At 72.8% G+C, this 23,987-nt stretch carries 18 protein-coding genes and 1 pseudogene; 9 read left to right on the forward strand and 10 right to left on the reverse strand.

The annotated features are described in order from the left end of the window. Both ACZ6CV_RS23600 and ACZ6CV_RS23605 read right to left on the reverse strand, forming a co-directional pair. A complete protein-coding gene (locus ACZ6CV_RS23600; protein WP_469252760.1) occupies positions 1–1,818 on the reverse strand; it encodes a glycoside hydrolase family 3 protein in 1,818 nt (605 codons plus the stop codon). Between the two features lie 1,204 nt (positions 1,819–3,022). After that, on the reverse strand, positions 3,023–3,919 hold the full coding sequence (locus tag ACZ6CV_RS23605; protein ID WP_469252686.1) for a LysR family transcriptional regulator: 897 nt from the start codon (positions 3,917–3,919) through the stop codon (positions 3,023–3,025). A 91-nt stretch (positions 3,920–4,010) separates the two neighbouring features. On the opposite strand from ACZ6CV_RS23605, the gene ACZ6CV_RS23610 reads away from it, so the two are divergent. After that, entirely contained in the window at positions 4,011–5,003 is a 993-nt protein-coding gene (locus tag ACZ6CV_RS23610) for an EamA family transporter (RefSeq protein WP_469252687.1), read from the forward strand. Here the strand turns inward: ACZ6CV_RS23610 and ACZ6CV_RS23615 are convergent. Continuing rightward, a pseudogene (locus ACZ6CV_RS23615) lies at positions 5,002–5,667 on the reverse strand (sugar phosphate isomerase/epimerase family protein); the annotation flags it as partial. The gene ACZ6CV_RS23610 and the pseudogene ACZ6CV_RS23615 overlap by 2 nt on opposite strands. Before the next feature lie 56 nt (positions 5,668–5,723). Next, complete coding sequence (locus ACZ6CV_RS23620; RefSeq protein ID WP_362368998.1) at positions 5,724–6,323, reverse strand: LysE family translocator; 600 nt, start codon at positions 6,321–6,323, stop codon at positions 5,724–5,726. 28 nt (positions 6,324–6,351) lie between these two features. Here ACZ6CV_RS23620 and pdxR point away from each other — a divergent pair, with 28 nt between their 5' ends. After that, positions 6,352–7,911 carry a MocR-like pyridoxine biosynthesis transcription factor PdxR gene (gene pdxR, locus ACZ6CV_RS23625; protein WP_469252689.1) on the forward strand — a complete coding sequence of 520 codons (1,560 nt, stop codon included), beginning with the start codon at positions 6,352–6,354 and terminating at the stop codon, positions 7,909–7,911. A 227-nt stretch (positions 7,912–8,138) separates the two neighbouring features. Here pdxR and ACZ6CV_RS23630 read toward each other — a convergent pair whose 3' ends face one another. Continuing rightward, positions 8,139–9,182 (reverse strand): LacI family DNA-binding transcriptional regulator, encoded by a 1,044-nt coding sequence (locus tag ACZ6CV_RS23630; RefSeq protein ID WP_469252691.1) that lies wholly within the window; start codon positions 9,180–9,182, stop codon positions 8,139–8,141. A 175-nt stretch (positions 9,183–9,357) separates the two neighbouring features. Here ACZ6CV_RS23630 and ACZ6CV_RS23635 point away from each other — a divergent pair, with 175 nt between their 5' ends. Genes ACZ6CV_RS23635 through ACZ6CV_RS23645 form a run of 3 tightly spaced genes read left to right on the forward strand, consistent with a single transcriptional unit; the run spans position 9,358 to position 12,550 of the window. Next, positions 9,358–10,518 carry a Gfo/Idh/MocA family protein gene (locus tag ACZ6CV_RS23635; RefSeq protein ID WP_469252693.1) on the forward strand — a complete coding sequence of 387 codons (1,161 nt, stop codon included), beginning with the start codon at positions 9,358–9,360 and terminating at the stop codon, positions 10,516–10,518. After that, a complete protein-coding gene (locus ACZ6CV_RS23640; RefSeq protein ID WP_469252695.1) occupies positions 10,515–11,687 on the forward strand; it encodes a dihydrodipicolinate synthase family protein in 1,173 nt (390 codons plus the stop codon). The genes ACZ6CV_RS23635 and ACZ6CV_RS23640 overlap by 4 nt, the downstream gene beginning before the upstream one ends. Continuing rightward, a complete protein-coding gene (locus tag ACZ6CV_RS23645; protein WP_469252696.1) occupies positions 11,684–12,550 on the forward strand; it encodes a sugar phosphate isomerase/epimerase family protein in 867 nt (288 codons plus the stop codon). Before ACZ6CV_RS23640 ends, ACZ6CV_RS23645 begins: the two co-directional genes overlap by 4 nt. Before the next feature lie 65 nt (positions 12,551–12,615). Here the strand turns inward: ACZ6CV_RS23645 and ACZ6CV_RS23650 are convergent, their stop codons facing one another. Beyond that, positions 12,616–13,158, reverse strand: coding sequence for a DUF937 domain-containing protein (locus ACZ6CV_RS23650; protein WP_469252697.1), 543 nt, complete (start codon positions 13,156–13,158; stop codon positions 12,616–12,618). A gap of 309 nt (positions 13,159–13,467) precedes the next feature. Here ACZ6CV_RS23650 and recD2 point away from each other — a divergent pair, with 309 nt between their 5' ends. Together recD2 and ACZ6CV_RS23660 are read left to right on the forward strand one after the other, a co-directional pair. Continuing rightward, complete coding sequence (gene recD2, locus ACZ6CV_RS23655; protein ID WP_469252698.1) at positions 13,468–15,771, forward strand: SF1B family DNA helicase RecD2; 2,304 nt, start codon at positions 13,468–13,470, stop codon at positions 15,769–15,771. A 133-nt stretch (positions 15,772–15,904) separates the two neighbouring features. After that, on the forward strand, positions 15,905–17,203 hold the full coding sequence (locus ACZ6CV_RS23660; RefSeq protein WP_362369021.1) for a citrate synthase: 1,299 nt from the start codon (positions 15,905–15,907) through the stop codon (positions 17,201–17,203). Positions 17,204–17,626: 423 nt separating this feature from the next. Here the strand turns inward: ACZ6CV_RS23660 and ACZ6CV_RS23665 are convergent, their stop codons facing one another. The 4 genes from ACZ6CV_RS23665 to ACZ6CV_RS23680 all read right to left on the reverse strand — a co-directional run bounded on the left by ACZ6CV_RS23665 (position 17,627) and on the right by ACZ6CV_RS23680 (position 21,876). Next, complete coding sequence (locus ACZ6CV_RS23665; RefSeq protein ID WP_469252699.1) at positions 17,627–19,915, reverse strand: heavy metal translocating P-type ATPase; 2,289 nt, start codon at positions 19,913–19,915, stop codon at positions 17,627–17,629. Positions 19,916–20,062: 147 nt separating this feature from the next. Beyond that, positions 20,063–20,380, reverse strand: coding sequence for a heavy-metal-associated domain-containing protein (locus ACZ6CV_RS23670; protein ID WP_362369026.1), 318 nt, complete (start codon positions 20,378–20,380; stop codon positions 20,063–20,065). 161 nt (positions 20,381–20,541) lie between these two features. Further along, positions 20,542–20,739, reverse strand: a complete 198-nt coding sequence (locus tag ACZ6CV_RS23675) for a helix-turn-helix transcriptional regulator (protein ID WP_362369029.1) — start codon at positions 20,737–20,739, stop codon at positions 20,542–20,544. 234 nt (positions 20,740–20,973) lie between these two features. Beyond that, the gene (locus ACZ6CV_RS23680) at positions 20,974–21,876 is read right to left on the reverse strand and encodes a sugar phosphate isomerase/epimerase family protein (RefSeq protein ID WP_469252700.1); all 903 of its coding nucleotides are present in this window, start codon (positions 21,874–21,876) and stop codon (positions 20,974–20,976) included. 129 nt (positions 21,877–22,005) lie between these two features. Between ACZ6CV_RS23680 and iolC the strand changes: the two genes are divergently transcribed. After that, the gene (gene iolC, locus ACZ6CV_RS23685) at positions 22,006–22,974 is read left to right on the forward strand and encodes a 5-dehydro-2-deoxygluconokinase (protein WP_469252701.1); all 969 of its coding nucleotides are present in this window, start codon (positions 22,006–22,008) and stop codon (positions 22,972–22,974) included. 96 nt (positions 22,975–23,070) lie between these two features. Beyond that, positions 23,071–23,955 (forward strand): Cgl0159 family (beta/alpha)8-fold protein, encoded by an 885-nt coding sequence (locus ACZ6CV_RS23690; RefSeq protein ID WP_469252702.1) that lies wholly within the window; start codon positions 23,071–23,073, stop codon positions 23,953–23,955. Positions 23,956–23,987: the final 32 nt, after the last annotated feature.

Raw genomic sequence — 23,987 nt, forward strand, 5'->3', positions numbered from 1 at the left:
TCAGTACGTCAGGCCGTGGCCGATCGGATACAGCACCCGCGTCGGGTCGTCCGCCCGCCGCACGGGTACCGGCAGTCGCCCCTGGGGGGCGGTCTTCCCGGCGATCACCCGTGCGGCGGCGCGGAGTTCGACGTCCGTCCAGCAGTACGAGGCGAGGGCGGCGTCGACGGGGGGCAGGTGCGCCACGTCGTACGGGTTGCGGATCGCGAGGGTGATGACCGGCAGTCCGGTGGCCTTGAGGGCCCTCACGAGGGCGATCTGACCGTCGGGTCCCGTGCCGTCTCCCGCCGGGTCCGTGGCCTGGTGGATGCGGGCGTTTCCGCCGGGCTCGTCCAGATCGGCGTTGGCGGCCTGGGTGTTGTCCTGGGTGCGTGTGTGGGTGGTGACGTTGTACGTGGCCACCAGGACGGCGTGCCGCTCCCGCGCCGCGGCTACGGCGTCCTCGATCGTCGAGAGGTCGGGCGCGGTGCCGGTGGGCAGCGCCACGGCCCGGAACCCGAGGCCGTTCAGGGCGCCCGCGAGGACGGTGGTCGGCGGGCCCGTGGTGCCGGACGGCGAACGGGGGTCAGCTCCGACCACCAGGATGTCGCGGTGCGTGGCGGGCGACAGGGGAAGCAGCCCGCCGGTGTTGAGCAGCAGGGTGGTCGTGGCGTCGGCGATGGCGTCGGCGGTGACGAGGTGGGCGGGACTGCCGACTGTGGCGTCGATCGCTTCGGGGGAGAGAGGGGCGAGGGGGACGGGGGTGGCAGGGGTGGCGGGGGTGGCGGGGGCGGCTGGGATTTCCGTTTGGTCCTCGCCCAGGTAGGCGTCGAGGAGGCCCGCGTCCGCCTTCATGCGCAGGACGCGGAGGACCGACTCGTCGATGCGCTCCTCGGTCAGTTCGCCGTCCGCGACCGCCTGGAGGACCGCGTTCCACGCGACGTCGGGGCGGGGCGGGTTGAGGAGCTGGTCGACGCCCGCCTTGAGGGCGAGTACGGCCACCCGGTCGTCGCCGTACTTCGTACGGACACCGCGCATCGCGAGCGAGTCCGTGGAGATCACCCCGTCGAAGCCGAGCTCCTCGCGGAGGATGCCGGTGAGGATCGGGCGGGAGAGGGTCGCGGGGTCGCCCGAGGGGTCGAGGGCGGGCACCACGATGTGCGCGGTCATGACGGAGTCGACGCCCGCGGCGATGGCGGCGCGGAAGGGGGGCGCGTCGTGGCGGTCCCACTCCTCGCGGGTGTGGTGGATGTGCGGCAGCTCGGTGTGGCTGTCGTCGGTGGTGTCGCCGTGGCCGGGGAAGTGCTTGGCCGCTGTCGCGATGCCGGACTGGTGGTACCCCTCGATCTGGGCGGTCACGAAACCGGCGACCGTGTCGGCGTCGGCGCCGAAGGAACGGATGCCGATGACGGGGTTGGCGGGGTCGACGTTGACGTCGGCGTCCGGGGCGTGGTCCTGGTGGATGCCGAGGGCACGGAGCTCGGTGCCGGCGATGCGGGCGGCCTCCCGGGCGTGGTCGTGCGAGCCGGAGGCGCCGAGGGCCATGGCGCCGGGGAGGAGGGTGGCGGGGGCGCCGATGCGGGCGACGGGGCCGTGTTCCTGGTCGACGGAGATGAGGACGGGGAGCCGCGTCGACGCCGCGGCCGCCTTCTGGATGCCGTGGGAGAGGGCGGCGATCTGGTGCGGGGAGCGGGTGTTGTGGGCCCAGCCGAAGTAGATGACGCCGCCGAGCCGGTAGCGGGCGATGAGTTCGGCGGCGTCACGGACGCCGAGTTCGCGGAGGTTGGTGTCGACGTCGACCTGGTCGGGGTCGGTGGCGGTGTGGCCGTACACGTGCATGACGAAGAGCTGGCCGACCTTGTCCTCCAGGGAGAGCGTGCGGAGGAGTTCGCGGAGGCGGTGGTCGCGGCGGGCGGGCTGCTGGGGCTGGGACACCGGGGTGGGCTCCTGCGGGCTTGAGGAAACTTTCAGGAGTTACGGATATCCCGAAGATTTCTGCCGGTCAAGGGAGGGGTGGGGGCCGTCACCGGGGCGGTGGAGGGGGCCGCGCCGGTGACGGCGGGCTGCGGGGCCGCAGGCGGCGGAGAGGGAGGCCAACGCCATACGAACGCTCCGTCAGCGTGCAGGTTGGACGGGGGTGGGGGTGTGGGGGTTCCCGACTGGGGGGCGTCTGCGCCTGGGGTCCGGTTCTTGGGTGCGGGGGCGTGGGGGTTGAGGTCTGCGCCTTCGCTTCGTCGTGGGGTGCGGGGCCGCGGGGGTATGTGCGTACTCGCCATCCACTGTTCGCCACGCCTCACGAACAACGGGGCTATTGCTGGCTCGGTGCTCCGTGCGCACATACCCCCACGTCCCCTCCCGAGCGTTTGCGCCTGCGGCCCGGCGGACGCCCGACGCCGCCCACTCCCGCCGCATACCGGGGACACACCCACCCACCCATCCTCACGCCGCGGGCTTCATCCGCGGGTCCAGCCACACGTCGCGGAGTACACCCACCCACCCGCCCTCGCTCCAGCCGCATGTCGCAGGGTGCCGACACCCACCCGCCCCGCTCCAGCCGTATGTCGCAGGGTGCCGACACCACCCACCCCCGCTCCACCGCACCTCGCAGGGGCCCACCCACCCTCCCGCCCCCGCTCCACCGCACGTCGCAGGGGCCCACCCACCCTCCCGCCCCCCGGCCCAGCCGCACGTCGCAGGGGTCCACCCACCCTCCCGCCCCCGGCCCAGCTGCACGTCGCAGGGGTAGCCCCACTCACCCGCCCCCACTCCAGCCGCACCTCGCAGGGATCCCCCCCCACCCACCCACCTGCCCCCGGCCCAGCCGCACCTCGCAGGGATAGCCCCACCCACCCGCCCCTACTCCAACCCCGCGTCGCGGGGTAAACGGGTGGGTGGGTGGGGAGTATCCGCCGCGGAGCGGCGGGGCTGTTTGTGCCCGCAGGTTAGAGCAGGGGGAGCCCACCCCCCCCTGGCCCCCCGCGGAGCGGCCGCGTGTTGGTTCGGGGCGTAGGGGGCCGCCCGGAGACCCCCACCGAGCCACCGCCTAGCCGGCCCAGTGCAAACGCAACGCGTCGACCGTCGCCGCGATCGCCGGCCGGCGCGAGGCCCCCGTGCGCCACAAGGCGTAGAGCCTGCGGACCGGCACCGGGTCCAGGGACACGGTCACCGCGTTCTCCGGCAGCGGGCCGCGGCCCAGGCGGGGGATGAGCGCGACCCCCAGCCCCGCCGCGACCAGCGCGACCAACGTGGGGTTCTCCTCCGCCATATGAGCGATGTCCGGCTCGCAGCCGGCCTCACGCAGCGTACGGATCAGCCACTCGTGGCAGACGAGCCCCGGCGGCTGCGTGATCCAGCGCTCGGACTTCAGCTCCTCGCGCCGCACCGACGTACGCCCGGCGAGCCGGTGCCCCACCGGCACCACCAGGTCGCACAGGTCGTCGCCGATGACCGCCTGCTCGACCCCCGGCGGCGCGGGCAGCGGCGCGATGTCCCAGTCGTGGACGACGGCCACGTCGACCGCCCCCTTGGCCACCAGGTCGATCGACAGGTGCGGGTCGATCTCCGTCATGCGTGCGTCCAGCGCCGGATGACGGCGCGCCAGGTCCGCGAGGACCCCCGGCAGCAGCCCCCGCGCCGCCGAGGCGAACGCCGCGACGCTGAGCCGCCCCGCGGGCACCCCGCGCCGCTCCTCCAGCTCGGTCTCGGCGCGTTCCACGAGGGCCATCAACTGGCGTGCCGTGTCGGCGAGATGGAGCGCCTCCTCGGTGAGCGCGACACCGCGCCCGCGCCGTTCGAGGAGCGTCGTGCGCGTCTCGCGTTCGAGTTTGGCTATCTGCTGGGAGACCGCGGACGGCGTGTAGCCGAGCGCGGTGGCGGCCGCGCCCACGGAGCCGTGCACGGAGACGGCGTGCAGCGCGCGGAGCCGGGCGAGATCGAGCACGGGGGGCCTCACCATTCGTAAGCGTTGCTTCATCCCATCATGCAGAGATGTGTGCTGGTGCTACATGGTCGTGTCGAGTGATCCTCGACGCATGAGACCCGCACACGTCTGCCTGGCCGTCCTCGTCGCCGCCGTCTGGGGCGTCAACTTCGTGGTGATCGAGATGGGCCTCGGCCACTTCCCGCCGCTGCTCTTCTCCGCCCTCCGCTTCCTCGTCGCCGCGCTGCCCGCCGTGCTCTTCGTGGGCCCGCCGAAGGCGGCCTGGAAGTGGGTGGTGGGGGTCGGACTCGTGCTGGGCGTGGCCAAGTTCGGGCTGCTGTTCATCGGCATGGACGCCGGGATGCCCGCCGGGCTCTCCTCGCTCGTGCTGCAGGTCCAGGCCGTCTTCACCGCCCTGTTCGCCTTCGCGGCGCTGGGCGAGCGGCCGGGGCGGGTACGGGCCTGCGGCATGGTCGTCGCGTTCGCGGGGATCGGGGTCGCCGCCGTCGACGAGGGGGAGAGCGGGCCGCTCACCGCCTTCGTCCTGCTGATCGGCGCCGCCGCATGCTGGGGCGTCTCCAACGTCCTCACCCGCAGGGCCGCCCCGCCGGACGCCCTGAACTTCATGGTGTGGGTGAGCACGGTCCCGGTGCTGCCCCTGCTCGGCCTCTCCCTGCTCTTCGAGGGCCCCTCGCGAGACCTGGCCGCCCTGCGCTCGCTGGACTGGCAGGGCGCGGGCATCATCGTCTACGTCGCCTGGGTCACCACCGTCTTCGGCTTCGGCGCCTGGGGGTACCTGCTGCGCCGCCACCCCGCCTCCACGGTCGCCCCGTTCTCGCTGCTCGTACCGGTCTTCGGCATGTCGTCCGCCGCCCTGGTGCTCGACGAGTCGGTGAGCGCGCTGCGGTGGTGCGCCGCCGCCCTGCTGGTGGGCGGGGTCGCGCTGACCTCGTTCGCGCGGTCGGGCGGCGTCAGCCGGAGCGGGCCACGAGCCGTGACAGCAGCTCCCGGCCGGGACCGAGCAGCGGGGCCAACGGCGCCGCATCCTCGTACCAGCGCTTCTCGTACTCCCAGCACAGCCACCCCTCCCGGTGCTCCCCGCTGAGCAGCGCCACGACCTCCGCGAGCGGCAGGACCCCGGCGCCGAGCGGCAGCGGGGTGGTGTCGTCGGCCGAGGCGATGTCCTTGACCTGGACGTAGCCGAGGTAGGGGGAGAGGGCGGCGAAGGTGTCGGCGACGGGTTCGCCGCCGAGCCAGCTGTGCATCACGTCCCACAGCGCGCCGACCTGGCGGTGCCCGACCGTGCCGAGGACGCGGGTCGCGTCGGCGCCCGTGCGGTGCGAGTCGTGGGTCTCCAGGAGGATGCGGACGCCCGCGTCGGCGGCGTACCGGGCGGCGGTGCCAAGGCGGCGCGCGGCCGTCGCGTCGGCCTCCGCCGCGCTCTGGTCGGCGCCGCCCGGGAAGACGCGGACGAAGGGGGCGCCCAGGTCGCGGGCGAGGCCGACGAGGGAGCTGATCTCGTCGAGGACCGGCTCGTCGTCGCCGGGCGCCGCCACGCGCGCGTACCCCGCGACGCCGAGGATCTCCACGCCGGACGCCTTGAACTCGGCGGCCACGTCCGCCCGTTCGGCGAGCCCGAGGCCGGGGTGCACCGGCTCCTCGGGGTGCGCGCGGAGTTCGACGCCGTGGTAGCCGTGGGCGGTGGCGAGCGCCAGTACGTCGGGGACGGGCAGGCCGGGCACGCCGAGCGTGGAGAAGGCGAATTTCATGGACCCGACAGTAGGCGGCACGCGGACGCGGTCAACACCGCCGCCCCGGGCGACTCTTAGAGGAACGCCAGCCGTGCCCCCAGCGCCGCGAACGCCACCGCGAAGGTGCGCCGCATCCAACCGACCACCCGGGGCCGCGAGATGACGTGGTCGCGCATCGCCGCCGCGAACCGCCCGTACGCCACGAAGACCACGAACGTGATCAGCATGAAGTACGCGCTGAGTTCCGTCATCCGGAGGACGGCGTACGGCTCGTCGGTGCGCACGAACTGCGGCAGGAACGCGAGGAAGAAGAGCGTCAGCTTCGGGTTGAGGATGTTGATGAGTACGCCGGTCAGGATCGTGCGGCCCGCCGAACGCGGCTCGCTCTCCCGGTCGGCGGTCAGCTCGCTCTTGTCGCGCAGCGTGCTCCACGCCATGTACAGGAGGTAGGCCACGCCCAGGTACTTGAGCGTCTGGAAGGCCACCGCGCTGGCGTTCAGGAGCGCCGCGAGACCGGTGATCGCCGCCACCATGTGCGGGACGACGCCCAGCGTGCAGCCGACGGCCGCGATCATCGCGGCCCGGGTGCCGCGCGCGAGGCCGGCCGCGATCGTGAACAGGACGCCGGTGCCGGGCGTCACGCAGACCACCAGGGAGGTGAGGAAGAATTCCATGCCCCGACCCTCCCGCCACAATGGCTCCATGAACAGGTCCATTGGATCTCCCGCCGACCGGTCCATACCGGCGCCCGCGCCCCCAACCGCCGCCACCTCCGACTGGCTGCAGCTCAACACCGCGGACGCCCCGCGCGGCGGGCTCAGCGACTGGCTGACCCGGCGGATCAGGGCCGCCATCGCCGACGGCCGCCTCCCCGCGGGCAGCCGTCTCCCCGCCACCCGCACCCTCGCCGGTGACCTCCGCGTCTCGCGGGGCGTCGTCACCGAGGCCTACCGCCGCCTCACCGAGGACGGGCACGTCGCGGGGCGCGGGCGGGCGGGGACGGTGGTGGTGGCGGTACCGCGGGCCGCGGCGGCGAGGGAGGTGCGGCGCGGCTCAACTCCCGTACGGGCGACGGCTGATGGCGAGGGTCCGGAGCTCCGCGCCCTCTTCACGTCACCGCCCGAGGACCTCGGGGTGTTCGACGCCGTACGGGCCGTGCCCGCCCGGATCGACCTCTCGCCGGGGCTGCCCGACCTCTCCGCCTTCCCGCGCGCGGCCTGGCTGCGCGCCGAGCGGTCCGTGCTCGCGGGGCTCACGCCGACGGACTTCGGGTACGGGGATCCGCGCGGCACGCCTGCCCTGCGCGGCGCCGTCGCGCGCTGGCTCTCCCGGAGCCGGGGCGTCCGCTGCGACCCCGACGACGTGCTGATCGTGAACGGCACGGCCCAGGCGCTGCGGCTGCTCGTCGACGTGCTGCGCGCGGAGGGCATCACGCGGGTGGCGGTCGAGGAGCCGGGGTCGCTCGGCGTACGACAGCATCTGCGGCCGCTCGCAACGCCGCCCGTCCCGGTCGACGCGCAGGGAATCCGCGTGGACGCCCTGCGGGCGAGCGGGGCGCCGGCCGTGCTGCTGACGCCCGCCCACCAGTTCCCCACCGGCGTCGTCCTCGGCGGCGAACGGCGCCGCGAGCTGATGGAGTGGGCCCGCGACGGGGGCCTCGTCATCGAGGACGACTACGACGCCGAACACCGTTACGACCGTCCCGCGGTCCCCGCCCTGCGCGCGCTGCTCCCGGACCAGGTCTGTTACGCGGGCAGCGTCTCGAAACTCCTGGCGCCCGCGTTGCGCCTGGGCTGGCTGCTGGCGCCCCCGGCGTACCGGGACGCGCTGGTGGACGCCAAACGCCTCGTCGACCTCGGCACCGCGGCCCTGCCCCAACTCGCCCTCGCCCACCTCATGGACTCCGGTGACCTCGAACGCCACCTGCGCCTCGTCCGCAGACAGCACCGCAGGCGCAGGGACGCGATGATCGAGGCGATCGGGAGACGGCTGCCCGGGGCGGTGGTGCACGGCGCGGCGGCGGGCCTGCACCTGACGATCACCTGGGACCCGTACGCGTACGAGAGCGACGACACGGCCCTGGCGACGGCCGCCCTCCACCACGGAGTGAAAACCCACCCCTTGTCCTGGCACACCCAACTCCCGCACGCCCCGGGGCTGGTACTCGGCTACGCGGCGTCCGGGACGGCGGAGATAGCGGAGGGGGTGGGGGTACTGGGCGACCTGCTCGCCGGGGGCGGACGCGTGGGGGGTGGACGCTGAGGGGTGGGGGCTTGGGGGCTGAGCCCCGCCCCGGGCGCGCACCCACTCCGGGCCGGACTCGCCCGAGACTCCGCCCCGCGAGGCGACCGCCCAGCCAACGCCGCCAGCCGGATCCGGCACACGCCCCCGGCACCACCCCTCCCAGGCCACGCCCTCGCCCCCGCCCCCGGGGCACCCGCCCCAAGCCGCGCCCGCGCCCAAGGGGCCGCCCACGCAACGGCGCGCTCCTACCTCGGCCCCGCCGTGGACCCCCGCACCATCAACTCCCCGTGCACCGTGGCCACTCCGCCCGGCGGCGGGTTCTCCTTCGCCGTCGCGATGCGGCCCGCCCGGGCGCCCGCCTCGTGGAGGGGGAGGCGGACCGTCGTGAGGGCGGGGACCGCGTCGATGCTGAAGGGCAGGTCGTCGAAGCCCGTCACCGACACGTCGTCGGGGATGCGCAGGCCCTTGTCGCGCAGGGCCGCGCACGCGCCCAGGGCCACCGTGTCGTTGGCGGCCACGACGGCCGTCAGGTCGGGCGCGCGGCGCAGGAGTTCGGCCGTCGCGTCGTATCCGGAGCGGCGGTCGTAGGGGCCGTGGACCGTCAGGGCGGGGTCGTCCGCGATGCCGCGCGCGGCGAGCGCGGCGCGGTGGCCCTCCAGGCGGTGCCGGGTCGTCGTGCGCTCCTCGGGACCCGCGATGTAGCCGATCCGCCGGTGCCCGAGGCTCAGCAGGTGTTCCGTCAACTGCTGGCCCCCGCCCCGGTTGTCGAAGGTGAGCGCCACCGCCTCGGTGTCCGGCGCGGGCGGCCGGCCGCAGAGCACCACCCGGGCGCCCGCCTCCGCGAGGCGCCGCAGCTTGCCGGCGAGGGCGGCCGCGTGGTCCGGGTCCTCGACGGCACCTCCGGTGAGGACGACCGCGGCGGCGCGTTGGCGCTGCAGGAGCGTGAGGTAGGTGAGTTCGCGCTCCGGGGAGCCACCCGTGTTGCAGACGACGGCCATGCGCTCCCCGCCGGCCCGTCCCCCCGGCCCGCCGATCTCGGACTGCACCGCCCCCGCCATGATCCCGAAGAACGGGTCGGCGATGTCGTTGACGAGGATGCCGACCAGGTCGGACGTGGCCGCGGCCAGCGAGCTCGCGGGACCGTTCAGGACGTAGTCCAGGTCGTCCACGGCACGCAGGACGCGCTCGCGCGTGGCGGCGGCCACGGGGTAGTTCCCGTTTAGCACCCGCGAGACGGTGGCGGGGGAGACCTGCGCTCGGGCCGCCACATCCGCCAGGGTCACGGTCATCTCGTACTCCTCCGGTCACCGGACACACGGCCCGGTCACCCATATGTCGGCGCCCGGTCACCGCTCTCGACCGGGACCCTTGTCCGAACCTTGTCGGGCAGGCTAGCTTGCATCCGTATAGAAAGCGCTTGCTACGAGCGCCGCTTCGCTTGCCCGCCCCTACGGAGGGACTTTCGTGACACGCAAGACGGTGCGCATCGCCATGAACGGCGTCACCGGGCGCATGGGCCACCGCCAGCACCTGGTCCGCTCGATCCTCGCCCTCCGCGAACAGGGCGGCCTCGACCTGGGCGACGGCACCGTGCTGTGGCCCGAGCCCGTCCTGGTCGGCCGCAGGGAGCCCGCGCTGCGCGCCCTCGCCGCGCGGTACGGCCTGGAGCACGTCTCGACCGACCTCGACGCCGTCCTCGCCGACCCGGCCGTCGACATCTACTTCGACGCCCAGGTCACCTCGGCCCGCGAGGACGCCCTGAAGCGGGCCATCGCCGCGGGCAAGCACGTCTACACCGAGAAGCCGACCGCCACCGGCCTCGACGCCGCCCTCGGGCTCGCCCGGCTCGCCGAGGAGGCGGGCGTCAAGCACGGCGTCGTCCAGGACAAGCTCTTTCTGCCGGGCCTGCTCAAGCTGAAGCGGCTCGTCGACAGCGGCTTCTTCGGCCGGATCCTCTCCGTGCGCGGCGAGTTCGGCTACTGGGTCTTCGAGGGCGACACCCAGCCCGCCCAGCGCCCGTCCTGGAACTACCGCGCGCAGGACGGCGGCGGGATCGTCGTCGACATGTTCCCGCACTGGGAGTACGTCCTGCACGAGCTGTTCGGCCGGGTGCGCAGCGTCCAGGCGCTCACCGCGACCCACATCCCGCGGCGCTGGGACGAGCACGACCAGCCCTACGAGGCCACCGCCGACGACGCCGCGTACGGCATCTTCGAACTCGACGGCGGCACGATCGCGCAGATCAACTCCTCCTGGACGGTCCGCGTCCACCGCGACGAACTCGTCGAGTTCCAGGTCGACGGCGTCGAGGGCTCGGCGGTCGCGGGCCTGCGCACCTGCCGCGTACAGCACCGCGGTACGACCCCGAAGCCGGTCTGGAACCCCGACCTGCCCGCCACCGAGTCCTTCCGCGACCAGTGGCAGGAGGTCCCCGACAACCAGGGTCCCGAGGGGTTCGACAACGGCTTCAAGGCCCAGTGGGAGCTCTTCCTCAAGCACGTGTACGCCGACGCGCCCTACCACTGGGACCTCCTCGCCGGCGCCCGCGGCGTGCAACTCGCCGAACTGGGCCTCAAGTCCTCCGCGCAGGGCCGCCGCATCGAGGTCCCGGAGATCGCCCTGTGAGGACCGCCGGCGCCACCCTCCTGCTCCCCGCCGCGGACGGCGGCACGCGCGCGTACACCCCCCGCAGTGAACCGCTGCGGACGACGCCGGGCGGCCCGCCGCTCGCCTCCCGCACCGTCTTCTCCGCCGCCCACGTGGTCGCCGACGCCCGCGCGGACGTCACCCCGGACGGCCCCGCCGCCGTCGACTGGGACGCCACGCTCGCCTTCCGCCGCCACCTCTGGTCGCACGGCCTGGGCGTCGCCGAGGCCATGGACACCGCCCAGCGCGGCATGGGCCTGGACTGGGCGGGCGCCGCCGAGCTGATCCGCAGATCGGCCGCCGAGGCCAAGGCGGTCGGCGGCCGGATCGCCTGCGGCGTGGGCACCGACCAACTGGCCCCGCCCGCACGGCTCGCGGAGGTCCGCGGCGCGTACGAGGAGCAGCTCGCCCTCGTCGAGTCGGTCGGCGCCCGCGCGATCCTGATGGCCTCACGGGCGCTGGCCGCCGCAGCGACGTCGCCGGACGACTACCTGGAGACGTACGGCCACCTCCTGCGCCAGGCCTGCGAACCGGTGATCCTGCACTGGCTCGGCCCGATGTTCGACCCCGCCCTGGAGGGCTACTGGGGCTCGTCCGACCTGGACGCGGCCACCGAGACCTTCCTGCAGGTCATCGCCGCCCACCCGGACAAGGTCGACGGCATCAAGGTCTCGCTCCTGGACGCCGACCGCGAGATCGCCCTGCGCCGCCGCCTCCCCGAAGGCGTGCGCTGCTACACCGGCGACGACTTCCACTACCCCGAGCTGATCGCCGGGGACGACCACGGCTTCAGCCACGCCCTGCTCGGCATCTTCGACCCGCTCGGCCCGCTCGCCGCCGAGGCCGTCCGGTCCCTGGACGCCGGGGACCCCCAGGGCTTCCGCGCCCTCCTCGACCCCACCGTCGAGCTGTCCCGCCACCTCTTCCGGGCCCCCACCCGCTACTACAAGACCGGCGTCGTGCTGCTCGCCTGGCTGGCCGGGCACCAGACGCACTTCACCATGGTCGGCGGCCTGCAGTCGGCCCGCACACTGCCGCACCTGGCCCGCGCCTACGAACTGGCCGACGGACTCGGCCTGTTCCCCGACCCCGCCCTCGCGGCCACCCGCATGCGCGCCCTGCTCACCGTCCACGGAGTCCCGCAATGAGCGTCGCCCCCAGCGCCCCGCCGAGCCCCCAGCCGCCCCTGTCGCTGTCCCGGCTCAGCATCAACCAGGAGACCGTCAAGCAGTGGTCCCTCCCCGAACTCGCCGACGGCTGCGCCAAGGAGGGCATCGACGCGGTCGGCCTGTGGCGCGCACCGGTCCAGGAGTACGGGGTGGAGCGCGCCGCCCGGCTGATGCGGGACGCCGGCCTCACGGTGACCAGCCTCTGCCGGGGCGGCTTCCTCACCGACCCCGACGGGGCGGCACGCGCGCGTGCCCTCGACGACAACCGCGCGGCGGTCGACGAGGCGGCCGCCCTCGGCACCGACACCCTGGTCCTCGTCTCCGGCGGCCTGCCGCACGGCAGCAAGGACCTGGCGGGCGCGCGCGAGCGGGTGGCGGACGCGCTCGCCGTCCTCGGCCCCTACGCCGAGGAGCGGGGCGTACGGCTCGCCATCGAGCCGCTGCACCCGATGTTCGCCGCGGACCGCTGCGTGGTCTCCACCCTCGGCCAGGCCCTCGACCTCGCGGAACGCTTCCCCGCGCGGCAGGTCGGCGTAGTCGTGGACACGTACCACGTCTGGTGGGACGACCGGGCGCCCGAGGAGATCGCGCGGGCGGGCAGGGGCGGCCGGCTGCACGCCTTCCAGGTGGCGGACTGGATCACGCCGCTGCCCGCGGGCGTCCTGCTCGGGCGGGGGCAACTGGGCGACGGCAGCATCGACTTCAGGGCGTGGCGTGCCCTGGTGGACGCCGCCGGGTACCGCGGCCGGATCGAGGTGGAGATCTTCAACGAGGCCCTGTGGGCGCGCGAGGGGAGCGCGGCGCTCAGGGAGACGGCGGAACGCTTTCGGGCGCACGCCTGAGGGGCGGGGCGCGGTGGGCCCGTACGTCTGAGGTGCCGTCCCCAGCGAACCCGTACGCCCGGTCCTTACTTGCGGCCGCCCAGGATCTGTCCCAGCAGGTCGCCGATGCCGCCGCCCGCGGAGGGGCCGGACGCCGTGGGTCCCGCACCGCCGGGCCCCTTCGTGCGCGCGGCGCGCTTGGAGAGCACCGCGAGGACGACGGGGATGAGCATCTCGATGACGCGGGTGACCTGCGGCGCGGGGATGCCGGTCTTCTTGGCGACCGCGTTGGCCACCGGCTTGCTCATCTTCGCGAGGACGCCGGACATCATCCCGCCGGCCGCCAGACCGCCCAACCCGCCGAAGGCCGCCACTCCTTGGAGGGGCGCCTCCTCGGGCGCGGGCGCCTCGCCAACCTCGGTGACGGCCTGGCGCACCTCCTCCGCCTCCGCGGGGTCCGACGTGTCCGCCTTCTCCTGCAGATTCCCGGAGAGCGCGGACACCGTGGTGCCCACGACGTCCTGGGCGCCGGACTGATCCGTTCCGAGCACACCGGCGATCTCCTGCAGCTTGTCGTCGCCGAGCTCGTGCAGCACGTCCTGCTCGAAGGACCGAGGTTCATCGCTCATGCGACAAACGCTACGTCTGCCCCGCTTTGCCAGCATCTCCAAGCCGCCGAAAAAATTCATGGCAACGCCGTGCAACCCTTCGGGCACCACGCGTGTCGTACTTGGCGTCAGAACCCATGAGGGGGGAACCAGGATCTGGGGGGATCCGGGGGATCCGGGGGGATCGCGAGTTCTGACAGGGGAGGGGAAACCCGAAGGGGCCCGGTCCGCGGACCGGGCCCCTTCGAAGGTTGCTGCCGCGGGTTTCGGGCCGCGTGGAGTTTTCCACAGGCTCACCACGCTGTCGGTGCCGGACGGTAGCGTCGGATCATGGCGAGTCCAGCTGCGGCGACGGCGGTGCTCGAGGGGGTCCTCGAGCGCATCACGTACGCCAACGAGGAGACGGGATACACCGTCGCGCGCGTCGACACCGGCCGCGGCGGCGACCTGCTGACCGTGGTCGGCGCCCTGCTCGGCGCGCAGGCCGGCGAGAGCCTGCGGATGCAGGGCCGCTGGGGCTCCCACCCGCAGTACGGCAAGCAGTTCACCGTGGAGAACTACACGACGGTGCTGCCCGCCACCATCCAGGGCATCCGCCGCTATCTCGGCTCCGGCCTCATCAAGGGCATCGGCCCGGTGATGGCCGACCGGATCACCACCCACTTCGGCGTGGACACCCTCGACATCATCGAGACCGAGCCGAAGCGGCTGGTCGAAGTGCCCGGACTCGGCCCCAAGCGGACCAAGATGATCGCCGCCGCCTGGGAGGAGCAGAAGGCCATCAAGGAGGTCATGGTCTTCCTCCAGGGCGTCGGCGTCTCCACCTCCATCGCCGTGCGCATCTACAAGAAGTACGCCGACGCCTCGATCTCCGTGGTGAAGAACGAGCCGTACCGCCTGGCGGCCGACGTCTGGGGCATCGGCTTCCTCACCGCCGACCGCATCGCCCAGTCCGTCGGCATTCCGCACGACAGCCCCGAGCGCGTCAAGGCCGGTCTGCAGTACGCCCTTTCGCAATCCACCGACCAGGGCAACTGCTACCTCCCCGAGGAGCGCCTCATCGCCGACGCGGTGAAGCTGCTCCAGGTCGACACCGGCCTCGTCATCGACTGCCTGGCCGAACTCGCCGGCGAGGAGGAGGGCGTCGTCCGCGAGACGCTCCCCGACCCGGACGGCGGCGACGACATCGCCGCCGTCTACCTCGTCCCCTTCCACCGAGCCGAACTGTCCCTGGCGGGGCAGCTGTTGCGGCTGCTCAGGACGGACGAGGACCGCATGCCCGCCTTCCGGGACGTCGCCTGGGACAGGGCGCTCAGCTGGCTCTCCGGGCGCACCGGCGCCGCGCTCGCTCCCGAGCAGGAGGAGGCGGTGCGGCTCGCGCTGACCCAGAAGGTCGCCGTCCTGACCGGCGGACCGGGCTGCGGCAAGTCCTTCACGGTCCGCTCCGTCGTCGAGCTGGCCCGCGCCAAGAAGGCCAAGGTCGTCCTCGCCGCCCCCACCGGACGCGCCGCCAAGCGCCTCGCCGAGCTCACCGGAGCCGACGCCTCCACCGTGCACCGCCTGCTCGAACTGCGGCCCGGCGGAGACGCGGCGTACGACAGGGAGCGGCCGCTCGACGCCGACCTGGTCGTCGTCGACGAGGCCTCGATGCTCGACCTGCTGCTCGCCAACAAGCTGGTGAAGGCCGTGCCGCCCGGCGCCCATCTGCTCTTCGTGGGCGACGTGGACCAGCTGCCCAGCGTCGGCGCCGGCGAGGTGCTGCGGGATCTGCTCAGCGCCGGAAGCCCGGTCCCCGCCGTCCGGCTCACCCGCATCTTCCGGCAGGCCCAGGAGTCCGGCGTCGTCACCAACGCCCACCGCATCAACTCCGGTGTCCCGCCCATCACCCAGGGCATGAAGGACTTCTTCCTCTTCGTCGAGGACGAGACCGAGGACGCGGGACGCGTCACGGTGGACGTCGCCGCGCGCCGCATCCCGCAGAAGTTCGGCCTCGACCCGCGCCGTGACGTCCAGGTCCTCGCCCCCATGCACCGCGGCCCGGCCGGCGCCGGCCATCTCAACGGCCTCCTCCAGCAGGCCATCACCCCCGCCCGGCCCGACCTGCCGGAGAAGCGGTTCGGCGGCCGGGTGTTCCGCGTCGGCGACAAGGTCACCCAGATCCGCAACAACTACGAGAAGGGGCAGAACGGCGTCTTCAACGGCACGGTGGGCGTTGTCACCGCCCTCGACGCCGACGAGCAGCGGCTCACCGTGCGCACCGACGAGGACGAGGAAGTCCCCTACGACTTCGACGAACTGGACGAGCTGGCGCACGCCTACGCGGTGACCATCCACCGCTCCCAGGGCAGTGAATACCCCGCCGTGGTGATTCCGGTCACCACCGGGGCATGGATGATGCTGCAGCGGAATCTGCTCTATACGGCGGTGACACGCGCCAAGAGGCTGGTCGTTCTGGTCGGTTCGCGCAAGGCTCTGGGTCAGGCGGTGCGCACGGTCTCGGCGGGCAGGCGCTGTACGGCCCTGGATTTCCGGCTTTCCGGACACCGCGGAGCGGGCCCGGGAAAGTTTGATCGATCAAACGAGTCGGAAACGTCACACAGCACTTCCGGAACCGGGGCGAAGGGGGCAGGATGAGCAGGTTGGCGGCACTGAGTGCCGCCAATAGGCCCAATGGTCGACCCCGAGTGCACTCTCCAGGGCCAAATGGGGGATGGTAGAGACAGTCAGGGCACCTCGAAGAAGAGGCACAACGTCGGTGAGGGATGACGTGAGCGAGAACGCTAACAACGGTGTAGTACTGCGGTACGGCGACGACGAGTACACCTACCCGGTGATCGAGTCGACCGTGGGCGACAAGGGCTTCGACATCGGGAAGCTCCGCGCCCAGACCGGTCTGGTGACCCTGGACAGCGGCTACGGCAACACCGCCGCCTATAAATCCGCCATCACCTATCTCGACGGTGAGCAGGGCATCCTCCGGTACCGCGGCTACCCGATCGAGCAGCTGGCCGAGCGCTCCACCTTCACCGAGGTGGCGTACCTCCTGATCAACGGCGAGCTGCCGAAGGTCGACGAGCTGGCCACGTTCAAGAACGAGATCACGCAGCACACCCTGCTGCACGAGGACGTCAAGCGGTTCTACGACGGCTTCCCGCGCGACGCCCACCCGATGGCGATGCTGTCGTCGGTCGTCAGCGCGCTGTCGACGTTCTACCAGGACAGCCACAACCCCTTCGACGAGAAGCAGCGTCACCTCTCGACGATCCGTCTTCTCGCCAAGCTTCCGACGATCGCGGCGTACGCGTACAAGAAGTCGCAGGGCCACCCGGTCGTCTACCCGCGCAACGACCTCGGCTACGTCGAGAACTTCCTGCGCATGACCTTCTCGGTGCCCGCCGCCGAGTACGAGCTGGACCCGGTCGTGGTCTCCGCGCTCGACAAGCTCCTGATCCTGCACGCGGACCACGAGCAGAACTGTTCGACCTCCACCGTGCGTCTGGTCGGCTCCTCGCAGGCGAACATGTTCGCCTCGATCTCGGCCGGCATCTCGGCCCTGTGGGGCCCGCTGCACGGCGGCGCCAACCAGTCGGTCCTGGAGATGCTGGAAGGCATCCAGGCCTCCGGCGGCGACGTCGACACCTTCATCCGCAAGGTGAAGAACAAGGAAGACGGCGTGAAGCTCATGGGCTTCGGGCACCGCGTCTACAAGAACTTCGACCCCCGGGCGAAGATCATCAAGGCGGCGGCGCACGACGTCCTCTCGGCGCTCGGCAAGTCCGACGAGCTGCTCGACATCGCGCTGAAGCTGGAGGAGCACGCGCTGGCCGACGACTACTTCGTCGAGCGCAAGCTCTACCCCAACGTGGACTTCTACACCGGTCTCATCTACCGGGCCATGGGCTTCCCGACCGAGATGTTCACCGTGCTCTTCGCGCTCGGCCGGCTGCCCGGCTGGATCGCCCAGTGGCACGAGATGATCAAGGAGCCGGGTTCGCGCATCGGCCGCCCGCGCCAGATCTACACGGGCGAGGTTCTCCGGGACTTCGTCCCGGTCGAGGGCCGCTGACCCTCCCGGGCCCCCGCGCACAAAGCGGAAAGCGCCCCGCCGCCGATCCCCCCACGGGTCGACGGTCGGGGCGCTTCCCTTTTTCCCGGTGCGGATTCCCCCCACGGGATCCGGCCGGGCGTCTGTGGATGCCCTGCGGTCTGCCGGGACGCGTACGTACGGGAGGGCCGCTCAAAGCTCCCCGGTGCACGTGCCCCGGCAACGCAATTTCCAAGGAACATCCCCCAAGATGTCCCTCGATGTCGGAAGACGTCCCCCAAGACATCTTCCTGCATCGCCCCATTAGACTCGCGACCCGCCTCAATGGTTACGTGCCAATCACTGTGATCTGCGTCTCTTGCATATGTCGCAAACAGGCGCAAGAGCCCCCGTATGGGGATTCTGTGACCACGGTGAGGATGCTGAAACGGCCCTGTGAAGGGGTTATGTAAACGCCCTCAGGCGGAGGCTGTTGGTCACCACGAAGACCGAGGAGAACGCCATCGCGGCGCCGGCGATCATCGGGTTCAGCAGACCGGCCGCGGCGAGCGGCAGCGCGGCGACGTTGTAGCCGAAGGCCCAGAAGAGGTTGCCCTTGATGGTGGCGAGGGTCTTCCGGGAGAGCCTGATGGCGTCGGCCGCGACCCGCAAGTCCCCGCGCACCAGTGTCAGGTCGCTCGCCTCGATCGCCGCGTCCGTGCCGGTGCCCATCGCCAGGCCGAGGTCGGCGGTGGCGAGCGCGGCGGCGTCGTTCACGCCGTCCCCGACCATCGCCACGACCTTGCCCTCGCCCTGCAGCCGCCGTACGACGTCGACCTTCTCCTCGGGCAGGACCTCCGCGAACACGGCGTCCGGCGCGATGCCCACCGCCTCGGCGACCGGCGCGGCGACGGCCCGGTTGTCGCCGGTGAGCAGCACCGGCGTCAGGCCGAGCCCGCGCAGTTCCCGTACCGCTTCGGGGCTGGTCTCCTTCAGGGCGTCCGCGACCCCCAGGACGCCGCGTGCGGCGCCGTCCCAGGCGACCAGGACGGCGGTGCGGCCCGCGGCCTGCGCCGCGTCCCGCAGCTCGGCGAGGGCCTCCAGACCGGCCACGCCCGCCTCCGCGAGGAGCCGCTCGCGGCCGGCGAGCACCGCGTGCCCTTCCACCGTGCCGCGCACCCCGGACCCGGCGACGTTCTCGAACCCCTGCGGCGTCCCCAGCTCGCCCACCGCGACCCCCAGCCGGTCCGCGGCGCCCGCCGCGACGGCGCGGGCGACGGGGTGCTCGGAGGCGTGCTCCAGGCCGCCCGCGAGCCGCAGCAGCAGCTCCTCGTCGGTGCCCTCGACGGCGTGCACGTCCGTCAGCTCCATGCGTCCCGTCGTCACGGTGCCCGTCTTGTCCAGGACGATCGTGTCGACGCGGCGGGTGGACTCCAGGACCTCCGGGCCCTTGATGAGGATGCCGAGCTGGGCGCCGCGGCCGGTGCCGACCATGAGGGCCGTCGGCGTCGCGAGGCCGAGCGCGCAGGGGCAGGCGATGATCAGCACGGCGACGGCCGCGGTGAACGCGGCGGTGGCGTCGCCGGTGGCGCCGAGCCAGCCGCCGAGCGTGCCGATCGCGATGAGCAGCACCACCGGCACGAAGACGCCGGCGATCCGGTCGGCGAGCCGCTGCACCTGGGCCTTGCCGGTCTGCGCGTCCTCCACAAGGCGTGCCATCCGGGCCAGCGAGGTGTCCGAGCCGACGCGCGTCGCCCGGACCACCAGCCGCCCGGCGACGTTCACGGTGCCGCCGGTCACCGCGGCGCCGGCGCCGACGTCGACCGGCACGGACTCGCCGGTCAGCATCGAGGCGTCCACGGCGGACGCGCCCTCGACGACGGTGCCGTCGGTGGCGACGGTCTCACCGGGCCGTACGACGAACAGGTCCCCGACGGCGAGCCGCCCGACCGGCACCCGCTCCTCGGCGCCGTCCCGCAGCACCGCCACGTCCTTGGCGCCCAGCTCCAGCAGGGCGCGCAGCGCCGACCCGGCCTTCCGCTTGGAGCGGGCCTCCAGCCAGCGGCCGAGCAGGATGAACGTGACGACGCCCGCGGCGACTTCGAGGTAGATGGTGGAGGCGCCCTCGCCGGGTCCTGCCGTGAGGTCGAAGCCGTGCCGCATCCCCGGCATCCCGGCGTCGCCGACGAACAGCGCCCACAGGGACCAGCCGAAGGCGGCGAGCGTGCCGACGGAGACGAGGGTGTCCATGGTCGCGGCCGCGTGCCGCAGATTGGTGAACGCCGCCCGGTGGAAGGGGAGTCCGCCCCAGACGACGACGGGCGCGGCGAGCGTCAGCGAGAGCCACTGCCAGTTGTCGAACTGCAGGGCGGGGACCATCGCGAGCAGCACGACCGGCAGGGCGAGCAGCGCGGAGACGGTCAGGCGCTGCCGCAGCACGTCGGGTTCGGTGATGTCGGCGGTGGTGGGGGCCGCCGGGGCGCCGCCCTCCGCGGGCTCCGGCGGGGGCGGGACGATCTCCTGTGCCGTGTACCCCAGCTTCTCGACCAGGGCGATGAGCCGGCCGACGTCGACCCCCTCGGCGTACTCGACCCTGGCCTTCTCGGTGGCGAGGTTGACGGTGGCGGTCACGCCCTCCATGCGGTTCAGCTTCTTCTCGATGCGCGAGGAGCAGGAGGCGCAGGTCATTCCGCCGACGGCGAGTTCGACCGCGGTGACCTCGGCGTCGGTCGTGGCGCTTGGGGCTTCCGTCATGGCTCTTCCGTACTGCTTTCGTGCCGCTGCTTCCGGCGTGTTTCCGTGTGGTGGGACGGCTCCGGGCCCTGTGGCGCCGGCCGGCGGCGCCACAGGGCCCGGGGTGCCCGGCGGGCCGCCGGTCGTACGGCGCGGCCCGCGGGTGCGTCAGGCCTTGACGCCGACGAGCTCGTAGCCCGCCTCGTCGACGGCCTCGCGCACGGCCGCCTCGTCCAGCGGGGCCTCGGAGACCACGGTCACCTGGCCCGTGGACGCCACGGCCTTGACGGAACTGACCCCCGCGATCTCCGAGATCTCCGCGGTGACCGCGCCCTCGCAGTGCCCACAGGTCATCCCCGTCACCTCGTACACGGTGGTGACGGCGCCCTGCGGCGCCTCGGCGCCGGAGTGGCAGGAGCCGCTGGGGGAGCAGCAGGAGCCGGCCGACTCGGAGGCGGCCTGCGGGAGCTCGGTCTGGGCGCTCATGTCGTTCTCCTCGGGGAGGGGTGTGGGTACGGATGCGGCGTAGCGTGCAGGAGGGGGCCCCGGAGTCCCGGCAACCTCCTGCCACACGTGGACACTATACCCCTGGGGGGTACGTCTCAACGAGGTGGGGCGAGGTGGGAGCGCCGCCCCGCCCCCCCGCCTCACCCTCTGCGTCCCCGGTTCCCCGGCCGGGCCGCGACCCAGGCGCGGACGGTGTCCGCGTACCAGTAGGGCTTGCCGCCCTCCACGTGGTCGGGGGCGGGAAGCAGACCGTGCTTGCGGTAGGAGCGCACGGTGTCGGGCTGCACCCGGATGTGCGCGGCGATCTCCTTGTACGACCAGAGCCTGCGGTCGGTCATCGGTGGCACCTCCCTGCGCGCACCCAGGGCGGCCGGAGAAGCCGACGGGGGAGCTGGGTGCGACGCGCGGCGATCACTCAGCCTGTGCCCGGTGAACGACGCTGAGTGACCACGCGAGAGCGGCTGTCGACCGCCTGTGACGCAAGACCCGCGTACGCGAGACATGTGTGACAGGACGTGGGTTTTTGTGACGTAAGCGACGCATCCGCGGGGCACGTCACCCCGGCGTGGCTACTACTGGGCGCCGCACGACCGCAGGTAGGAGCGGGTGCGGCGGGCGATCGGCAGCGGCTCGTCCGGCGCGCACGGATACATGTCCTGCTCCACGATGGCGAAGAGCTCCACGCCCAGCCGCTGGGCCGCGGCGAGGACCGGCTCCAGGGGCGGCACCCCGGCGGGCGGCTCGCACATCACGCCGCGCGCCACCGCGGGCCCGAACGGCACCTCGTGGGCCCGCACCTCGGCGAGGATCTCCGGGTCGACCTGCTTGAGGTGCAGATAGCCGATGCGTTCGCCGTACGTCTCGATGAGCTTGAGGTTGTCGCCGCCGCAGTAGGCGTAGTGGCCGGTGTCCAGGCAGAGCGAGACCAGGCCGGGGTCGGTGGCGTCGAGGAAGCGGGCGACGTTCTCCTCGCCGTCGATGTGGGTGTCCGCGTGCGGGTGGACCACCACGCGCAGCCCGTACCGCTCGCGGACCTCGTGGGCCAGGCGCTCGGTCTGGGTGGTCAGTTCGCGCCATTGTGCGGGCGTGAGGACGCGGTCCTCCAGGACCTCGCCGGTCTTGTCGTCGCGCCAGAAGGAGGGGATGACGACGAGGTGCTCCGCCCCCATGGCCTGCGCGAGCGCCGCGTTGTCCGCCACGTGTGCCCAGGTCTTCTCCCAGACGGCGGGGCCGTGGTGCAGGCCCGTGAAGACGGTGCCCGCGGACACCTTGAGGCCGCGGCGTGCGGTCTCCTCGGTCAGTTCGGCCGGGTCGGTGGGCAGATAGCCGTACGGGCCGAGCTCGATCCACTCGTATCCGCTCGCGGCGACCTCGTCGAGGAAGCGGCGCCAGGGCACCTGCCGCGGGTCCTCGGGAAACCACACGCCCCAGGAGTCGGGCGCCGAACCGATCCGGATGCGAGACAGCGTCGTCATGTCAGCCAGAGTCCAGGCCGCCTCGGAAGAGTGTCAAGCAGTGGTCCGAATGTAAGGACAAAATGTTGACAGGGTTCCCGGGGCGGGATTAGACCTGGGGGCACACGAGGCGATGAAGGGGCGTGCAGGGTGTCCGATCCGTTCGACGTCATCACGATGGGCCGGATCGGGGTGGACCTGTACCCCCTCCAGGCGGGCGTGCCGCTCGCCGAGGTGACCGCGTTCGGGAAGTTCCTCGGCGGCTCCGCGAGCAACGTCGCGGTCGCAGCGGCCCGCCTCGGGCGGCGCGTCGCCGTCGTCACGCGCACCGGCGACGACCCCTTCGGGGCCTATCTGCACGGCGCGCTGCGGGAGTTCGGCGTCGACGACCGGTGGGTGAGCCCGGTCCCGGGGCTGCCGACGCCGGTCACCTTCTGCGAGATCTTCCCGCCGGACGACTTCCCGCTGTACTTCTACCGGCTGCCGAAGGCGCCCGACCTGGAGATGTACGAGGAGGAGCTGGACCTCGACGCGATCGCGGCGGCGCGGATCCTCTGGATGACGGGGACGGGGCTGTGCGCGGAGCCGAGCCGCTCGGCGACGCTCGCGGCGCTCGCCCACCGGCCGGGCTCGGGTCCTGGGTCGGCGTCGACCGTGTTCGACCTGGACTGGCGGCCGATGTTCTGGGCCGACCCCGAGGAGGCGCGGCCCCACTACGCCGCGGCCCTCGCGCACGCCACCGTCGCCGTCGGCAACCTCGACGAGGTCGAGATCGCCACGGGGGAGCGCGAACCGCGCGCGGCGGCGCGGGCGTTGCTCGACGCGGGCGTCGAACTGGCCGTCGTCAAACAGGGACCCGCCGGAGTCCTCGCGATGAACCGCGCGGGGGAGACGGCGCGGGTGCCGCCGCTGCCGGTGAAGGTCCTCAACGGCCTCGGCGCCGGCGACGCGTTCGGCGGGGCGCTGTGCCACGGGCTGCTCGCGGGGTGGGAGCTGGAACGGATCATGCGGTACGCCAACGCGGCGGGGGCGATTGTCGCTTCGCGGCTGGAGTGCTCGTCCGCCATGCCGTTTCCTGGCGAGGTCGCCTCGGCGGTGGAATCGGGGGGCGTCTCTTGAGGTTTGCCGTTGCACGGGGGCGTCGTGCACGGGGCTCCGCCCCGGACCCCGCTCCTCAAACGCCGGAGTGGCTGAATTGCACGCGGGGGTGCGCGCGTGAGTTCTGTTGATGTCGCGGCTCTTGCCCGTACTCGGGCGCGGTGGCCCGAAGCCGTTGCTGACGCTGCCGCGCGGCGGACGCGGCGGCCGCTTCTCCGGGGACGGGGGCGGCTCATGATCGTCGCCGCCGATCACCCCGCCCGCGGCTCGCTCGGCGTGGGGTCGGAGCCGTTCGCCATGGCCGACCGGGGCGACCTCCTCGAACGGCTCTGTCTCGCGCTGTCGCGGCCCGGCGTCGACGGCGTGCTCGCCAGCGCCGACGTCCTGGACGACCTGCTGCTCCTCGGCGCCCTCGACGGCAAGGTCGTTATGGGGTCGATGAACCGGGGCGGGCTCGCCGGGGCCGCCTTCGAGATGGACGACCGGTTCACCGGGTACCGGCCCGAGGACCTGGCACGGCTCGGGTTCGACGCCGGCAAGCTGCTGCTCCGCGTCGACCACGCCGACCCGGGGTCCCTGACCACCCTGCACTCCGCCGCCCGCGTCGTCGACGCCATGGCGGAGCGGCGGCTTCCGGTCTTCGTCGAGCCGTTTCTCACCCGCAGGGAGGGGCCGGGGCCGCCCCGCAACGACCTGAGCGCCGAGGCCGTCACCCGGTCCATCGCCATCGCCTCCGGGCTCGGCGGCACCTCCGCGTACACCTGGCTGAAGGTCCCCGTCACCGACAACCCCGACGACATGGCCCGCGTCATGGCGGCCTCGACGCTCCCCGCCGTGCTGCTCGGCGGCGACGTCGGCGGCGATCAGGACGCCGCGTACGAGAAGTGGCGCGGCGCCTTGCAACTGCCCACCGTGCAGGGTCTGGTCGTCGGCAGAGCGCTGCTGTACCCGCCCGACGGAGACGTGGCCGGGGCGGTCGACACCGCGGTGGGGCTGCTGTAGCGGCGCCGCTGCGGGGCAGGCGGTGAGCGGGA

This window comes from Streptomyces sp. NPDC041713, assembly GCF_055591085.1.